Here is a 16,549-nt window from a genome sequence, read left to right as displayed (position 1 = left end):
TAATGACGCCCTGCGCGTTGGCGGCGAGTCGGCGCAGGCCACTTCTACTGTGGTCCGACACCAGAGCTACGTGAATCTTCTGTGAGATATGTGGCACTGGGTGACTCGTTCACCGAGGGTGTGGGGGACCCGAATAAACACCTGCCCAATGGTGTCCGGGGCTGGGCGGATCGTGTTGCGGAACGTTTGGCAGCCTCCGAGCCCGGTTGGGAGTACGCAAATTTGGCGATTCGTAGCAAACGGTTGCGGCACATTATTGCTGAGCAGTTGGGTCCCGCGTTAGCCATGGAACCTACGCTCATCACACTTTATGCTGGCGGTAACGACATCATGGATTTTGGTACAAAGGTTCCGCAGATCTTGGCCGATTATGAAAGCCTTGTCGCACCGCTGGCGGCCACGGGCGCTCGGCTGCTACTGTGCACGGGCTACGACGTAGAGGTCAGCGCTGTTCTGGAACCTTTGCGCCGTAAAAACCATGCGTACAATGACGGCGTCCGTTTCCTTGCGGCGAAATACGGCGCCGTGCTGGTGGACTATGCCACCTTTGACGCCTACCGGAGCCCTCATATGTGGGGCGCAGACAGGCTCCACATGTCCAAGTCGGGACACAAATACTTTGCTCGACAGGTGTTAGACATCCTCGACGTGCCCTGGACCGCAGACGTCAAGCGTGGGGCGGGCACGCCCACCGACGCGAAGTCCGGGGCGGGCACGCCCACCGACGCGAAGTCCACTAGAGTCAAAAATGGGACGGGCAAGAAGTCGATATCCCAGAGTGGTCCTGTGGCCTGGCGGGCGCGGGCACTTGATCACTACGTCTGGATGAACGACTGGGTGCTGCCCATGTTTGCGCGGAAGCTGCGCGGTACGACCCTCGGCGACTCGTTGAATCCGCGCTGGCCTGAGCCGGTGCTGGTACCTCGGAAAAAGGGACTGAAAAAGCTCATGCGCCAACGCACCTAGTCCTGCCAATGCATCTAGTCCCGCCAACGCACTTAGTCCTGCCAAATCGCTTAGCCCAAAAAGAGGGGCTGAACTTATCTAGGATAAGTTCAGCCCCCTCTTCTTTGGCCGTTGTCAGACTTGGGCGGCTTCTTCAGCCGGCGCCAGCACGACGTCGATCACTTCCAACTCACCCTGGCCCATGACAACCGTGACCTCAAGTGCGTTCGCGGCAGCTTTGAGGTCCCCGAGCCCGGCACTCAATTGCACGGCCTTGGCCTCTTCGGCCACGATGGTCGCAGAAAGCACCTGGGTGCGCTGCTTGACCTTCGCCTCAGACTTGGCCTTTCGAAGACCACTGAGCGCGTCACCGACGGTAGCTAACATGGTCGTGTCGCCGTCCTCAACATCAACGGCTGTCGGCCACTTCGCACGGTGCACAGAACCTTCCCGCCACCAGCCCCAGACTTCTTCGGTGGCGAACGGCAAAAACGGTGCGAAGAGGCGCAGCAACGAATCCAGCGTGGTGGCTAGAGCCGCGAGCACCGAAGCTTTTTCGGCCTCCCCGGCGGCACCATAAGCGCGGTCCTTGATCAGCTCCACATAATCGTCGGTGAAGTGCCAGAAGAAACTCTCCGTGGTCTGCAGGGCCTTGGCATAATCGTACTTTTCAAAGGCCGCAGTTGACTGGCGTACGACGTCGGCTAGCTGGGCCAGCACTGCTCGGTCCAAGGGGTTGGTCGCGGGCCCCAACGCGGGCGCGTTACCCGCGTTGGGGAGAGTTGCCGCGGGGTTTGTGGCCGCTTCAGTGGCCTCCGTGAGAACATTCGCCTCGGTGGCGCCCAAGTTCAGCACGAACTTGGAAGCGTTGAGTAACTTGATCGCCAAGCGGCGGCCAATCTTCATCTGCGCAATCTCGTAAGCCGTGTCAGCGCCGAGCTTGGCTGAGGCAGCCCAGTAGCGAACGGCGTCGGTCCCAAAATCGTTCAGCACGTCAGTGGGGACCACCACGTTGCCCTTGGACTTGGACATCTTCTTACGGTCCGGGTCAAGGATCCAGCCGGAGATCGCAGCATGCTTCCAGGGTGCGCTGCCTTGGAGGGCGTCGGCGCGCACCGCTGAGGAGAACAGCCAGGTGCGGATGATGTCGTGTCCTTGGGGACGCAAGTCGAAGGGGTAGACGTTGTTGAATAGTTCTTCGTCTACGCCCCAGCCGCCAACAATTTGCGGTGTCATCGAGGAGGTCGCCCACGTATCCAGCACATCGGCGTCACCCACGAATCCGCCAGCAGCGTTGCGCTGTTCCTCGGTGTAGCCCGGGGCTGCATCCGCTGCCGGATCCACCGGGAGCATCTCGCTGGTGGGCATAATCGGGTGGTCGTAGTCCGGATTGGCGTCAGCATCCAGCGGATACCAAACGGGAACCGGCACACCGAAGAAGCGCTGGCGGGAAACGAGCCAGTCACCGTTGAGACCGGAAATCCAGTTCTCGTAGCGGGAGCGCATGTACGCCGGGTGGAATTCGATTTCCTTACCGCGGTTGATCAGGTGTTCGCGGCGGTCAGCGTCGCGGCCACCATTGCGGATGTACCACTGGCGGGAACTGACGATTTCCAAGGGCTTGTCGCCCTTTTCAAAGAAGTTCACCGGGTGCATGATCTTCTTTGGCTCACCGTCGAGCAGTTCAGTATCGGTGAGCATGGTCATGACTGCTTCTTTAGCGCTAAAGACAGTCTTGCCGGCGATTGAGGCGTAGTTCTCGCGGCCTTCCTCGGTGGTGATCCACTCGGGGGTGTCTGAGAGAATGCGACCGTCACGGCCAATGATGGCGCGGGTAGGCAGCTGGAGTTCACGCCACCAGATGACGTCTGTCAAATCACCGAAAGTACACACCATGGCGATTCCGGAACCCTTATCAGCTTTGGCCAGCGCGTGGGGGTGGACCTCAACCTGAACTCCGAACAACGGAGAAGTGACCTTTTTCCCAAACAACGCCTTGTATCGTTCGTCATCAGGGTTGGCCACCAATGCCGAGCATGCGGCCAGCAATTCCGGCCGCGTCGTTTCAATGAAAATCTTCGTGCCGTCTTCGGCGAAGAACGGGAACCGGTAATACGCGCCAGGCATTTCGCGGTCTTCCAGTTCCGCCTGCGCTACGGCCGTGCGGAAGGTGACATCCCACAGGGTGGGAGCCTCAGCCATGTACGCATCCCCGGCAGTCAGGTTTTCCAAGAAGCCGCGCTGCGACACTGCCCGCGAGTGATCATCAATCGTACGGTAGCTCAGGGCCCAGTCAACCGAGAGACCCAGTGTTTGGAACAGGTTCTCAAAGACTTTCTCGTCCTCAACCGCCAGCTCTTCACACAACTGGATGAAATTCTTGCGTGAGATGACATCAAAATCACGCTGGTTCTTGGCGGGGGCAGCGGGAGGATGGTAGCCGGCGTCGTAGGAAATCTTTGGGTCGCAGCGGACACCGTAATAGTTCTGCACGCGGCGTTCGGTGGGCAGACCGTTGTCATCCCAGCCCATGGGATAAAAGACGTTCTTGCCGTTCATGCGCTGAAAACGGGCCAGCACATCCGTCTGAGTGTAGGAGAACATGTGCCCCACATGCAGTGATCCTGAGGCCGTGGGCGGGGGAGTATCGATCGAATAAACCTGATCCCGAGTGGTCTCACGGTCAAATTTGTAGGTTCCTTCTTCAAGCCAACGCTTGGTCAAGGACTCTTCAAGGCCCTCCAAAACGGGTTTGTCGGGAACTTTGCTTGGGGAGGATGCGGGCGTGTCTGTGCCCGGAATGTTTTCAGCCATGGGCCAATTCTTTCACGAGTTGGCCCCGAACTAGGGACCCGCACTTTCAATAACAACGACTTGGTAGAGTTTCGGCAACGAATCCTGCCAACTAGAAGCGGCTAACCATGACCCCAAATGCACTGCAGGCTATGGCGAGAACGGTGTGGGAACCCGCCGGGCTGAGCTGGGCAGAGGTACACGCTGAGCCTGAAGGTTCCGAGTATTGCGCCCACACGCTGGCCCTTAACGGCCGGCTCACGCTCTTCCGCAGGGCCAAGACCACGCCCACAAAGCTGGGTCAGTTCGTGACGTTATGGAAGCGTTCGGCGCAAGGACCCATCCGGCCCTTTGATATGGACGACGGCGTTGCCTCCTTTGTCATCCAGAGTCGGATTGGCGATGGGTTGGGTCAGTTCGTGTTTCCCTTTGATACGTTGGCTCGCCACGACGTGGTCTCAGTGGCTGGCAAGGGAGGTAAACGGGCCATGCGGGTGTACCCGCCGGATGTACAAACCGTCAGCGTTACAGCCCGGCGGACGCAAAAATGGCAATGCGAGTATTTCCTGCCACTGGATGCTGACGTTGCACAGCTCAGAGAGCTGTACTTAGGCTGAGCCCACGTTCTCGGCCCGCACTGTTTTACGCGAATGGTGCGCAGCAGTGCTCGTGGTGCATCTTCGCTTCCAAATGGTGTGCTGAAGCGGAGGGTTCAGTGACGGCTTCGCGGGCTATGCTGCTGATATGGGCACTGTGCGGATACTGCGTGTATATGACGAGCCAGAAGCGGGAGAGTACCGGGTACTGGTGGACCGGCTCTGGCCGCGGGGGATCAAAAAGGAAGCCATTGACCTGTGGCTCAAAGAAGTGGGGCCCAGCAACAAGGTCCGCAATGCATTCGGCCACGAAGAGGAACACTTTCCTAAGTTTGTCCGCGATTATCGGGCCGAGCTTGCCGATAACTCTGCCGTGGACCAGCTCCGGGGGATCCTCAAAAAGCATGCGAAAGTGGCTCTCGTGTATGGCGCCAAGGATCACCACCAGAACCAAGCCGCTGTCCTGCTGGACTTCCTCAACGACGTACCGACAGATCTGCCGTAGCGGTACTTTCTTGCTGCACGGGTGCCAGCGTCCACGCGCTACATTTGAGTCATGACTGAAAACACACACGCCACTTTCCAGCACGCCGTCGTCACCGGAGCCAGTTCAGGCATCGGTGAAGCTACCGTCCGTAAACTTCGGACACAAGGATGGAGTGTCGTGGCTGTTGCCCGGCGCACCGAACGTCTTGAGAAGCTGGCAGCGGAAACAGGTGCGCTGGCCTTCGCCGCTGACGTAACGCGGGAGGCCGACGTCGCTGCGTTGGTCGAATTTGTTAGCGCACATGGTGGCTTGGATACTCTGATCAACGTGGCCGGAGGTGCGCGCGGCGTGGACAAACTTGCTACCGCACGCGATGAAGACTGGGAATGGATGTTGCAGACCAACGTCATGGGAACGTTGAAGATGATTCGGGCATTTTTGCCGGCACTGCGTGAACATCGCCGCGGCACGGTTTTGAACCTGACGTCTACCGCGGGCTTAGTGGCCTATGAGGGCGGATCCGGCTACAACGCTGCGAAGTTTGCCCAGCACGCCCTCACTAACGCGCTGCGGCTAGAAGAAGTGGAAAATAATCTGCGCGTCATCGAAGTGGCTCCAGGCTTGGTTGCAACCGAAGAGTTTGCCCTCAACCGTCTCGGTGGTGACCGCGAGGCCGCACAGAAGGTCTACCAAGGCGTTGAAAAGCCGCTGACAGCAGCGGAGGTGGCGGACGTAGTTGGTTACGCTGTCGGGCTTCCCCATCACATCAATCTGGACCAGATCGTCATCCGTCCTGTGGCGCAGGCAGCCAACCACAAGCTACTGCGTCAGTAGCGTTCCTCGACGGCGTGCCAAAGTGGCGGGGAGGCGCGAAAGTTCACACGCCCTCGGCACTTTGGCACGCCGTCGGCCGGAGTAGGCCGGAGTGAGCCGGAAGTATTCGCTCTCAGCAACTTTCCGGTAGACTTAGCAGCAAAGCACCGACCCGGCCATCACCGGTGAGCTTCCGGAAGAAAGCGCCCCCAAAAAGGTGCCAGTAGAACCGGACGGGTAAGCCCGTCACAGCAGCTAATGAGCGGCCGCATCCTGGACCTAAAAACTCGGGAGGCGGTAAGCGAGGTGGTACCGCGGCGCAAGCCGTCCTTGCATCCTGAACAGAACGCCAACCACCAGGATGATGTGATGACCCACTTCCCCAAGGCAACTGCCACCGCAGGCCTGCACGCCGAATCTAACCACGTACCCGCGTCCGTGCGTTTCCCCCAGGTTGAAGAGCGAGTGCTCAAATACTGGTCAGAGGACGGCACCTTCCAGGCCAGCATTGACGCCCGTGAAGCTGGAGTGGATGGCTCCAACGAGTTCGTCTTCTACGACGGCCCCCCTTTCGCTAACGGTCTGCCCCACTACGGGCACCTGCTCACGGGCTATGCCAAGGATTTGGTGGCGCGCTATCAGACCCAGCGCGGCCATCGCGTCGAGCGCCGTTTCGGTTGGGACACCCACGGGCTGCCCGCTGAGCTTGAAGCCATGAAGCAGTTGGGCATGACGGATAAGAAGCAGATCGAGGCCATGGGCATCGACAAGTTCAACGACGCCTGCCGATCCTCTGTCATGAAGTACGCCGGTGAGTGGCAGGAATACGTCACCCGTCAGGCCCGCTGGGTGGACTTTGACAATGACTACAAAACACTCAACGTCGAATATATGGAATCGGTACTCTGGGCGTTCAAACAACTCCACGAAAAGGGCCTTACCTACAACGGCTACCGTGTGCTGCCGTATTGCTGGAAGGACGAGACCCCGCTCTCCAACCACGAACTTCGCATGGATGAGGACGTCTACAAAGACCGTCAGGATTCCACGGTCACTGTTACCTTCCCGATCTTGGCTGGGGAATCGGAAATCTCCGTGCGGCTTGCCGGAGTCAATGCGATTGCCTGGACCACCACACCTTGGACTCTTCCCACCAATCAGGCCCTGGCCGTGGGACCCACGGTCAGTTATGCCGTGGTTCCGGTGGGGCCCGCAGGGTCCAGTGCCACGGGCGAGAACTTCCTGCTTGCTGCTGACTTAGTAGGCGCGTACGCCAAAGATCTGGGCTACGAAGACGCGGCTGGCGCAACATCTGCCATCACGGCGACGTATGTCGGTTCCGAGTTGGAAGGCTTGAAATATGAGCCTTTGTGGGACTACTTTGCTGACGATGAAAAGTACGGCACGGCGAAGTCTTGGCAGTTCCTGGTTGCAGACTACGTCACCACCACGGACGGAACAGGAATCGTCCACCAAGCTCCTGCGTACGGCGAGGAGGATCAAAAGGTCTGCGAGCAGTACGGCATTCCGGTGGTCCTCTCCATCGACGAAGGCGCAAAGTTCCTGCCACTATTTGAGGACGGCCCACTGAGTGGGATCGCCGGGGTGCAAGTATTTGACGCCAACAAGACCATCACCCGTGTAGTCCGTGACGCCGGCCGCTTGGTCCGCCAAGCCAGCTACGTACACAGCTACCCGCACTGCTGGCGCTGCCGCACGCCCCTGATCTACCGGGCCATCTCTTCGTGGTACGTGGAGGTCACGAAATTCAAAGAGCGCATGACCGAACTGAACCAGGACATCAACTGGATCCCCGGTAACGTCAAAGATGGTCAATTCGGCAAATGGTTGGCCAACGCCCGCGACTGGTCCATCAGCCGTAACCGGTACTGGGGCAGCCCCATCCCGGTGTGGCAGTCGGACGACGAAAATTACCCGCGCACCGATGTCTACGGCTCATTGGCACAGATGCAAGCTGACTTCGGGAGACTGCCCCTGAACAACCACGGCGAAGTGGATCTACACCGGCCCTTCATCGATGAACTCACGCGCCCCAATCCTGATGACCCCACTGGCAATTCAACTATGCGCCGTGTGGAGGACGTGTTGGATGTCTGGTTCGATTCCGGGTCGATGCCGTACGGCCAGGTCCACTACCCGTTTGAAAACGAAGAGTGGTTCGACACTCACAGCCCAGCAGACTTCATTGTGGAGTACATCGGGCAGACACGTGGCTGGTTCTACATGCTGCACATTCTCTCCACAGCACTCTTTGACCGCCCCGCATTTAGGAACGTCATCAGCCACGGGATCGTGCTTGGCTCCGACGGGGCGAAGATGTCCAAGTCTTTGCGCAATTACCCTGATGTCTCCGAAGTTTTGGACCGTGACGGCTCCGACGCGATGCGCTGGTTCCTCATGTCCAGCCCGATCCTGCGCGGCGGCAACCTAGTCGTGACAGAACAAGGTATCCGTGACGGCGTCCGCCAAGTATTGCTGCCGCTGTGGAACGTTTACAGTTTCTTTACCCTGTACGCAAACTCGGCCGACGGCGGCAATGGTTACGACGCTCAGCTGCGCTATGACGGCTACACCGATTCCATGGACCAGTACTTATTGGCTAATACCGGGGATCTGGTCCGGGAAATGGCTGCCAAACTGGATGGCTATGACGTTTCCGGAGCCTGTGATTCCCTGCGCAGCTACCTGGACATGCTGACGAACTGGTACGTTCGCCGCAGCCGTAACCGCTTCTTTGATGAGAGCGCGGATGCTTTTGACGCCCTGTACACGGCTCTTGAAACCGTGTGCCGTGTGGCGGCACCGCTGTTGCCCTTGGTCACTGAGGAGATTTGGCGAGGACTGACCGGCGGGCGCTCGGTGCACCTGAGTGATTGGCCGACTGCTGAGCTCTTCGCGCCGAACCCGTCCTTGGTGGCACAAATGGACACTATCCGGCACATTTGTTCCACTGCTTCTAGCCTGCGCAAAGCTGCGAATTTGCGTGTGCGCCTTCCCCTGCAGGAGCTGACGGTGGTCGCGCCCAACGCTGCTTTGTTGAACGACGGCGGGGCAATCGTTGCCGATGAGCTCAACATCCGCTCGGTTCGTTTTGTAGATTCCGCGGATGCCTCACCCGAGGAGTTTGGGATCACCTCCAAGTTGGTCGTCAATGCCCGCGCCGCCGGACCCAGGCTTGGGAAAAATGTTCAGCAAGCCATCAAGGGCTCGAAGTCAGGGGACTGGTCCATCAGCGATGGCGTTGTCACGGCTGGTGGCTTGGAACTGGAAGCGAACGAATACGCGCTTGCGACAGTGGTTGCTGACTCGCACGACGGCGGGAGTACGGCAGTGTCCATGCTTGACGGTGGTGGTTTCGTGGTGCTCAATACTGCTCTGACTGCTGAACTGGAAGCCGAAGGGACAGCTAGAGACATGATCCGTGCCATTCAGTCCGCCCGTAAAGAAGCTGATCTACAGGTCAGCGACAGGATCCGCACCATCGTCAGCGCCTCCCAGGAAGTGGTCGATGCTCTGCATGCCAACGCGGAACTGGTCAAGAATGAAACCCTCACTGTTGACCTGGAACTGATTCCGGGCGAGCAGGAAACCATCATCACTGTGGAACGGACGCAAGCCTGATGAACGATGAACTGGACGAATTCTCGGTGGAAAGTGTTTACGCTGAGCTGTTGGGCCGAGCTCCTGAAAACAAAATGGAGCCGCGCTTAGCTCCTCTGTTCCGTGCCATGGATATCTTGGGCGAACCCAACAAGGCGTTCCCAATCATCCACATCACGGGAACAAATGGGAAAACTTCCACGGCTCGCATGATCGAGTCGGGGCTCATGTCCCACGGTTTGCGGACGGGGCGCTACACCAGTCCGCATCTCTCCCGAGTGACAGAACGCATCAGCATTGACGGTGCTCCCGTCAATGACGGAACGTTTGTGCGGATCTGGGATGAAATTCACCCCTACCTACTCATGGTGGATGCCGAACTTGAAGCCACTCATGAACAGCGCCTGACTTACTTTGAGTGCTTGACCATATTGGCATATGCGATTTTTGCCGACGAGCCCGTGGACGTGGCAGTGGTGGAGGTCGGCCTTGGTGGGATTACCGACGCCACGAATGTGGGTGATGGACAAGTTGCTGTCATCACACCCATTTCCTTGGACCATACGGAACTGTTGGGTGATACTACCGGGGAGATCGCGGCGGAGAAAGCCGGAATCATCAAGGAAGGGGCATTCCTTGTCAGCTCCAGCCAACCGGTTGATGCAGCACAGGTGATCCTGGACAAGGCACGTGAAATGCATGCCACCTTCAAATTTGAGGGCGTGGAGTTCGGTGTGGAATCACGCGCCATAGCCGTGGGGGGACAAATGCTTGTTCTCCAGGGGCTGGCCGGCCGCTACCCGGAGATCCTGCTGCCGCTGCACGGGGAACATCAAGCCGAGAACGCCGCCGTCGCACTAGCTGCGCTGGAAGCGTTCCTGGGTGGGGGTGAAACGGAATTGAACTTGGAGCTAGTCCAAGAAGGGTTCAGGAACGCCACTTCTCCTGGACGGCTGGAAGTGCTGCGAACCTCGCCGACCATTGTGGTGGATGCCGCGCACAACCCTGCCGGAATTGCTGCCAGTGCCGCTGCACTGCAAGAGGCCTTCGCCTTCAGCAAGCTTGTTGTGGTCCTGTGCGTTCTGGTGGAAAAGGATGCCGAAGAAATCCTGCGAACCCTCAAGTCTGCTTATGGGGAAGAGGCCGGGGAACTGTGCCTGACCCAATCCAGCTCTCCGCGCGCCATCCCGGCCGCTGAACTAGCGGAAATGGCCTTAGATCTTGGGTGGAACGAGGAGGATGTCCACATTGCCGAGAAGCTCGACGACGCCATCGAATGGGCCGTAGAGCGAGCTGAGGCTAACAATGACCTTGCTGGCGGCGTGCTGATCACCGGCTCCATCACAGTGGTGGGTGAAGCCCGCATCTTGTTGGGCCGACCCGGCGAGAAGGCAGGTTCCTAAGGCATGGCGAAGTTGACAAAAGCTCAGCGTGAATGGCGCCCGGGCATGCCCAAAAAGCAACGATCGACAAAGATGATGTTTGCGTCCACGGTGCTGGTGCTTGAGGCTTTCGTGGCGGTCTTCCTAGCTCTTGCACTGTTTGGTCTGAACGGCAAAAATCCGATATACCTCGTGGCGGGCACCGTGCTGGCAGTGCTGCTTGTGGCCACCTGCGCGGTCATCGGCAAAAAGTGGGGCCCGGCAGCCGGCTGGGTATTGCAACTGCTGCTGATCGCGGCCGGTTTCGCGGAGCCTTTGATGTTCATTGTGGGTGGCCTCTTCGCCGTGGCGTGGTGGTATGCGCTGCATGCTGGTCGGCGGATCGACCAGGAGAACCTCGAACGTGCTCGCCTCCAGGGCCAATGGGACGCGGAGCACCCGGCCGACGGCGAGAACACCGAGGGCACTGACGTGCAGACCCGCTCCGAGTAGCCAACAGAAAAAAGTGCCCCTCATCTGTCATGACAAGATTGGCTGCGGGGGCCTGCCCGTGGCACGTAAACTAAATCTGCATCCTGTACTAACTAACTGTTTGGAGTCACTGTGAGCCTTGAGCGCACTCTTATCCTGATCAAGCCCGACGGCGTGAGCCGCAACCTCTCCGGAGCAATTCTGGCGCGCGTTGAAGCCAAGGGCTACACGCTGGTCGAACTGAAGAAGATCAACGCCACTCGGGCAATGCTGGAACAGCACTACGAGGAACATGTTGGGAAACCATTTTATGAGCCACTGGTGGAGTTTATGCTCTCCGGTCCCGTCGTAGCCGCAATCTTCGAAGGGAACAGTGTCATTGCCGGTTTCCGTTCGCTGGCCGGCAGCACGGATCCCACCACGGCGGCCCCTGGCACTGTCCGTGGTGACTTTGGCCGCGACTGGGGTCTGAAAGTGCAGCAGAACTTGGTCCATGGTTCGGATTCTGTGGAGTCCGCAGAACGCGAAATCGGCATCTGGTTCGCCTGAACGGTTTAGCGCGGCGATCAGTTGGACACAAATGAAGGGCACCTCCCAATCGGGAGGTGCCCTTCGGCGTCGAGCATGGAAGTCGAGCATGGAAAACGGGCGCGGTAACCCGAATGCACTACTTCATCCCTGGGCAGGCTCTCAGGAATTGAAGATGAGGTACATGAACTTGAAGAAGATGGCCGCAAGAACGCCAATGTAGGCCAAGCCAACGATCACCCAGGCCCAGTCCGCAAAAAACTTGACTACGCTAGCGGATGCCGGGATGACACCATGGGCCATGTTGCGCACTGTGACCCAGACGAACAACGGGATCATCACTGCCCAAACAACCATGCAGTAAGGGCACAGGATAGCCAGCACGTAGACCGCTTGGAAAAAGAACCAGCAGATCATCACGAAGCCAGCGGTAATGCCCAGCTGTAATGCCAACCAATACCAGCGCGCCATGGACGCCCCTGCCAGCATGACAACTCCGGTGGTCATGAGAACGGCAAAGGCCACAATGCCGATGAACGGGTTGGGGAAGCCGAAGATCGCGGCCTGACTGGTCTTCATAACGTCGCCGCAGGAGATCCATGAATTGACGTCGCAGCTGACTTTGGCATCTGGGTTCACATACAGAGTGAGCCGTTCTAGAACCAGCAGGGCAGAAGCGGTCCAGCCAACGACTCCGACGATGAGTAGGAACCAGCCGAAAGGCTTGTCACGCGCTAGGGCAGGCCCTACGGTGTGGGAGGAAACTGGCACGGAAGCCCTGGTGCTTGGCATGACTGCCTTTCAGGTGGGGCGGAGGATTGTTGTCCTGATTGTAGCGTGGCAAACTTGGCGCGCCGTGCCACTAACGAGGCTTTCTGGGTACCGCGTATGAGACAATGATGATGGTTGGTAGGCGATCCACATGCGCCCTCCAGTCCAGTGGCACGACCTCGAGTCGGCCGGTGACGACGCTCCATCATGGCAGCCATCCACCGGCGCCGTTCCACGCAGAGCGCTGCGGGTCCGGCGGGCCATTGGCTTCACTCGAGCTTGCGCACCCAGAAGTTGGTGCCGCCGGGGGAGTAATTAGACGACTTCCGTCAGCGCCTGCGGGTGCTGGCACATCTGCTGTTAGCTGCACCTGATGTGGGGGTGTTGCAACAGCGCGAAGGCAACGAGCCATGGAAAAAGAACATGCAAGCACAGCTTCAGACAGCACAGCTTCTGAGACAGTCGAGAGTCACTCTGTAGCGCCCGTAAAAGCTGTTCGCGCCCGCCGCGCGTCCGCGAAGGTGAGCAGTCCTGCAAAGGAGGCCGCTACCAAAGCTGGCGTCGTTGATGCGCCGGTACAAGAGACGTCCGTTGAAAAGGCGCCGGCAAAGAAAGCTCCTGCAAGGCGCAGCCGTGCCAAGAAAATTCAGGAGCCGGCCGCGCCGTCACTGCTTGACGGGCTCACGGATACCGCAGAGGGCGCCGATTCTTCAGCTCAGGTGCCGGGCGTCGACGGCGCGGCAGCTTCGGCGTCCACAGCGCGCAAGTCCAGCGGAACAAGATCACGGACCGGGAAGACTGTTGCTGCTGCGCAGTCGCTTGAAGCCTTTGACGTGCCTCAAAAGGAAGCGGTAGCTGCCGATCCGTCCAGCTCCGACGCTGTTGCAGAAAAAGCTCCGGTGAAGCGTCCTGTGCGCCGTCGGGCCACAGCACCCGTGATGGCTCCGAAGTCCGTAGCTGTTGAGACGGCGAACCTTTCGAGCCCGGACACAGGGTCTGATTCAGTAGATAGCACCTTTGCTTCTTCGACTCGCACGCAGTCGTCTGGCCGCAAAAATTCGGCGACTGCCGCGGTGGCCGCCGTCCAGGGGGAATTGAGCCTTGGCGAGAACAATGTAGATAGTCCAGTTGAGCCTGCAAAAAAGGCACCAGTGCGACGACGGGCAACGAAGAAGGCCGGCCCTGCAGATAATCCGGCGACAACCGCACTTAATCCCACGAACTCTATTCCCGCAGTAGAGGCCGGCGTCGTTGGCAATGGTGTTAACGGTGTTGCTGAGGCAACTGCTGGCTCAGAAACGTCTGAGACTGTTGTCGCTGACGCCGTTGCGGACGCTCCGACCCGTAGCCGCCGTCGGGCCACAGCGAAGAGGACGTCTGCGGTTGGAAGTTCACGCACAGAAACCTCCGCGCAGAGCCAACGCTCTGGCGACGACGTTGCCGACGGGAACGTCAATGCTGAAGTCGCGCCAGCATCAGAGGCTCCGGACCCAGTAGAAACAGCGGATGGAGCCGGCATCGCTGAAGAGAACGCTTCCGCGCTGTTCCTTGCACCCGGCGCGGGCGTTTCTGCATTGTTCCTTGCCCCTGACCTTGCGTCAGCTGTTGCGCAGGCTTCCCGCGACAAGGAGAAGAACGCTAGCGATGACTCAGATCAAGAAGATGGCCACAGCGAGCACGACGACGCCCGGCGTGGTTCTCGTCGCGGGCGTAACCGCAGAAATAAGCCAGTTGAAGCGGCTGCGGAACACGCTGAGGACGACGCCCAGGGCGAATCTGGCGATTCAGACGGTGTGACGTCGCGTCGTCGTCGCCGACGCCGTAGGGGCGAAGCCGATCTTGAACTAACAGGTGGAACGGAGGAAGATCCGCCCAACACGGTGACCAAGGTCCGTGCTCCTCGTGTTCCGCTCGAATCTTCCTCCACCGTTTCCAACCGCGTGACCAGCTTGCGAGGCTCCACACGTCTGGAGGCGAAGAAGCAGCGTCGCCGTGACTCGCGTGATTCGGGCCGTCGCCGTTCGGTGATCACTGAAGCTGAGTTCTTAGCCCGTCGTGAGTCGGTGGACCGTGTGATGGTGGTGCGCCAAAGCGAGGATCGTATTCAGATTGGCGTCCTGGAGGACGGCATCTTGGCGGAGCACTTTGTCTCTAAGACACAGCAGGACTCTCTCATTGGGAATGTTTACCTCGGCAAGGTCCAGAACGTGCTGCCGAGCATGGAAGCGGCGTTTGTTGACATCGGTCGCGGACGCAATGCGGTCCTGTACGCCGGCGAGGTGGACTGGGATGGAGCCAAGCTCAACGGCCAGCCGCGCCGCATTGAGAATGCGTTGAAGTCTGGAGACTCCGTTCTGGTTCAGGTCTCAAAAGACCCTGTGGGCCACAAGGGAGCGCGCCTGACGAGCCAGATTTCTTTGCCGGGACGCTACTTGGTCTACGTACCGGGTGGCTCCATGACTGGTATTTCACGCAAGCTCCCTGACGTTGAGCGCAATCGTCTCAAGCGTGTGCTCAAAGATCACCTGCCCGAAAATGCGGGTGTCATTGTGCGTACCGCCGCCGAAGGTGCCAGCGAAGAAGAGCTGACGAACGATATCAATCGTCTACGGGCTCAGTGGGAGGGCATCAGCACCAGTGCCACTTCACAAAAGTCACAAGCACCGCAAATGCTCTACGGCGAACCTGACCTGACCATCAAGGTGGTCCGTGACGTCTTCAATGAGGACTTCAACAAGCTGATTGTTTCGGGTGAAGAAGCTTGGGACACCATCGAGGCTTATGTGACTTACGTGGCCCCGGATCTATTGGATCGCTTGGAAAAGTGGACGAAGCCCGAAGATATCTTTGGTGCGTACCGCATAGACGAGCAAATTTCCAAGGCACTTGAACGCAAGGTGTTCTTGCCGTCGGGTGGCTCCCTGGTCATTGACCGCACTGAGGCCATGACAGTAGTTGACGTCAACACCGGCAAGTTCACCGGCTCCGGTGGCAACTTGGAAGAAACTGTCACCAAAAACAACTTGGAGGCAGCTGAGGAAGTGGTGCGCCAGCTGCGCCTGCGCGACATTGGCGGCATCATCGTCATTGACTTTATCGATATGGTTTTGGAGTCCAACCGAGATCTGGTGCTTCGCCGTTTGGTTGAATGCTTGGGCCGTGACAGGACCAAGCACCAAGTGGCGGAAGTGACATCGCTGGGCCTGATTCAAATGACCCGTAAGCGTATGGGCACTGGCCTGCTGGAAGTCTTTGGTGAGCAATGCGAGGCCTGTGCAGGACGGGGTATGGTCACGCATGAAATCCCCGTGGAGCACCGCCGTGTTCACACGGTGGCCACTGATTCCCACCAGAGCCACACTCCCGTCAAAACGGAGCACCGCGATGGAGAACGTACCGCCAACCGTTCAACCCGCAGCGAACGTAAGCGCAACCGCAACAACCGACCTCAGCAACAAGACGGTGAATTCGACGAAGCCAACGATCAAAGCGAGCCAGCCGCCGTCGTAGTTGATGAAGCCACGCAGGCGCAGCGTGCGGCGAAAGCCAGTGCGGCCCGTGCGGCGCTTGCCAGTATTGCTGCCGCGGCTGCTGCTGCACATCACGGCTCGGAAGCGCCGGTTGCAGGCGGAGCTCCGGTTAGCCCAGCAGAGGCGCAGACGGCACCTACCCAGCTGCTCGAGGCCGGGGTTCTCACGCTAGGCGGAGAAGCGGTTGAGTTGCCGCGCGGTCACCACGAGGATGCACCAGCGAGGAACACGGATCAGGCAGAGCGGTTGGCCGGATTGGCCCAAGCGCTGGATCAGTTAGCAGTCTCGCACGACGTCGAACGCGACTCCCATGACGGAACCGCTTCCGGACGCTCGCGTCCACGCCGAAACCGCCGTAATCGAAGTGCCCGTAGCGCCCAAGGCGGGGCGGACACCCGTGTGGAGACTTCGGATGGTTCCGGACAATCATCATCGGCCGGTGCCAGCTCTTCAGCGGTTGTAACCCATGCTGTGAGTTCAGCGTCCGTCAAGATGGAACCGGCCAAGAAAGCCGCTGAGCCCATCATCATGCTCGGTGTGGGAGTGCCAGCTTCGGAGCTGTAACCTCTCCGGCGACTGGCCCTCCCCATAACTGGCCCGCAATAGATGCTC

11 protein-coding genes are annotated in these 16,549 nt (G+C 59.1%); 9 read left to right on the top strand and 2 right to left on the bottom strand.

Translation table 11 applies throughout. From position 1 onward, the window contains the following. The first annotated feature begins 81 nt into the window (after window positions 1-81). Window positions 82-966, top strand: coding sequence for an SGNH/GDSL hydrolase family protein (locus tag LOH53_RS09350; RefSeq protein WP_230067467.1), 885 nt, complete (start codon window positions 82-84; stop codon window positions 964-966). A gap of 114 nt (window positions 967-1,080) precedes the next feature. Here LOH53_RS09350 and valS read toward each other — a convergent pair whose 3' ends face one another. After that, complete coding sequence (valS, locus tag LOH53_RS09345; protein ID WP_230067466.1) at window positions 1,081-3,759, bottom strand: valine--tRNA ligase; 2,679 nt, start codon at window positions 3,757-3,759, stop codon at window positions 1,081-1,083. A 107-nt stretch (window positions 3,760-3,866) separates the two neighbouring features. Here valS and LOH53_RS09340 point away from each other — a divergent pair, with 107 nt between their 5' ends. The 7 genes from LOH53_RS09340 (at window position 3,867) to ndk (ending at window position 11,657) form a co-directional block, all read left to right on the top strand. Next, complete coding sequence (locus LOH53_RS09340) at window positions 3,867-4,355, top strand: MepB family protein (protein WP_230067465.1); 489 nt, start codon at window positions 3,867-3,869, stop codon at window positions 4,353-4,355. Window positions 4,356-4,482: 127 nt separating this feature from the next. Further along, on the top strand, window positions 4,483-4,839 hold the full coding sequence (locus LOH53_RS09335) for a DUF488 domain-containing protein (RefSeq protein WP_230067464.1): 357 nt from the start codon (window positions 4,483-4,485) through the stop codon (window positions 4,837-4,839). Window positions 4,840-4,890: 51 nt separating this feature from the next. Further along, on the top strand, window positions 4,891-5,655 hold the full coding sequence (locus tag LOH53_RS09330) for an SDR family oxidoreductase (RefSeq protein ID WP_230067463.1): 765 nt from the start codon (window positions 4,891-4,893) through the stop codon (window positions 5,653-5,655). A gap of 348 nt (window positions 5,656-6,003) precedes the next feature. Continuing rightward, a complete protein-coding gene (gene ileS, locus LOH53_RS09325) occupies window positions 6,004-9,276 on the top strand; it encodes an isoleucine--tRNA ligase (RefSeq protein WP_230067462.1) in 3,273 nt (1,090 codons plus the stop codon). Next, window positions 9,276-10,658 carry a bifunctional folylpolyglutamate synthase/dihydrofolate synthase gene (locus LOH53_RS09320; protein ID WP_230067461.1) on the top strand — a complete coding sequence of 461 codons (1,383 nt, stop codon included), beginning with the start codon at window positions 9,276-9,278 and terminating at the stop codon, window positions 10,656-10,658. The genes ileS and LOH53_RS09320 overlap by 1 nt, the downstream gene beginning before the upstream one ends. Before the next feature lie 3 nt (window positions 10,659-10,661). After that, window positions 10,662-11,129 carry a DUF4233 domain-containing protein gene (locus LOH53_RS09315; protein ID WP_230067460.1) on the top strand — a complete coding sequence of 156 codons (468 nt, stop codon included), beginning with the start codon at window positions 10,662-10,664 and terminating at the stop codon, window positions 11,127-11,129. Between the two features lie 111 nt (window positions 11,130-11,240). Then, window positions 11,241-11,657 carry a nucleoside-diphosphate kinase gene (gene ndk, locus LOH53_RS09310; RefSeq protein ID WP_230067459.1) on the top strand — a complete coding sequence of 139 codons (417 nt, stop codon included), beginning with the start codon at window positions 11,241-11,243 and terminating at the stop codon, window positions 11,655-11,657. A 141-nt stretch (window positions 11,658-11,798) separates the two neighbouring features. On the opposite strand, the gene LOH53_RS09305 is transcribed toward ndk, so the two are convergent. Next, complete coding sequence (locus LOH53_RS09305) at window positions 11,799-12,428, bottom strand: vitamin K epoxide reductase family protein (RefSeq protein WP_230067458.1); 630 nt, start codon at window positions 12,426-12,428, stop codon at window positions 11,799-11,801. Window positions 12,429-12,817: 389 nt separating this feature from the next. Here LOH53_RS09305 and LOH53_RS09300 point away from each other — a divergent pair, with 389 nt between their 5' ends. Beyond that, window positions 12,818-16,501 carry an Rne/Rng family ribonuclease gene (locus LOH53_RS09300; RefSeq protein WP_230067457.1) on the top strand — a complete coding sequence of 1,228 codons (3,684 nt, stop codon included), beginning with the start codon at window positions 12,818-12,820 and terminating at the stop codon, window positions 16,499-16,501. Window positions 16,502-16,549 lie beyond the last annotated feature (48 nt).

The sequence above is a fragment of the Arthrobacter cryoconiti genome (assembly GCF_020905375.1).
Taxonomy (GTDB): Bacteria; Actinomycetota; Actinomycetes; order Actinomycetales; family Micrococcaceae; genus Specibacter; species Specibacter cryoconiti.
The sequence above is the reverse complement of the archived record's forward strand: the minus strand, read 5'-3'. Positions and strand labels throughout refer to the sequence as shown.

Excerpts from the sequence above, each read along its gene's own strand:
- LOH53_RS09335 (WP_230067464.1), top strand. The coding sequence starts at position 4,483 with ATGGGCACTGTGCGGATACTGCGTGTATATGACGAGCCAGAAGCGGGA.
- LOH53_RS09300 (WP_230067457.1), top strand. The coding sequence starts at position 12,818 with ATGGAAAAAGAACATGCAAGCACAGCTTCAGACAGCACAGCTTCTGAG.
- valS (WP_230067466.1), bottom strand. The coding sequence starts at position 3,759 with ATGGCTGAAAACATTCCGGGCACAGACACGCCCGCATCCTCCCCAAGC.
- LOH53_RS09305 (WP_230067458.1), bottom strand. The coding sequence starts at position 12,428 with ATGCCAAGCACCAGGGCTTCCGTGCCAGTTTCCTCCCACACCGTAGGG.
- LOH53_RS09315 (WP_230067460.1), top strand. The coding sequence starts at position 10,662 with ATGGCGAAGTTGACAAAAGCTCAGCGTGAATGGCGCCCGGGCATGCCC.
- LOH53_RS09330 (WP_230067463.1), top strand. The coding sequence starts at position 4,891 with ATGACTGAAAACACACACGCCACTTTCCAGCACGCCGTCGTCACCGGA.
- ileS (WP_230067462.1), top strand. The coding sequence starts at position 6,004 with ATGACCCACTTCCCCAAGGCAACTGCCACCGCAGGCCTGCACGCCGAA.
- LOH53_RS09340 (WP_230067465.1), top strand. The coding sequence starts at position 3,867 with ATGACCCCAAATGCACTGCAGGCTATGGCGAGAACGGTGTGGGAACCC.
- LOH53_RS09320 (WP_230067461.1), top strand. The coding sequence starts at position 9,276 with ATGAACGATGAACTGGACGAATTCTCGGTGGAAAGTGTTTACGCTGAG.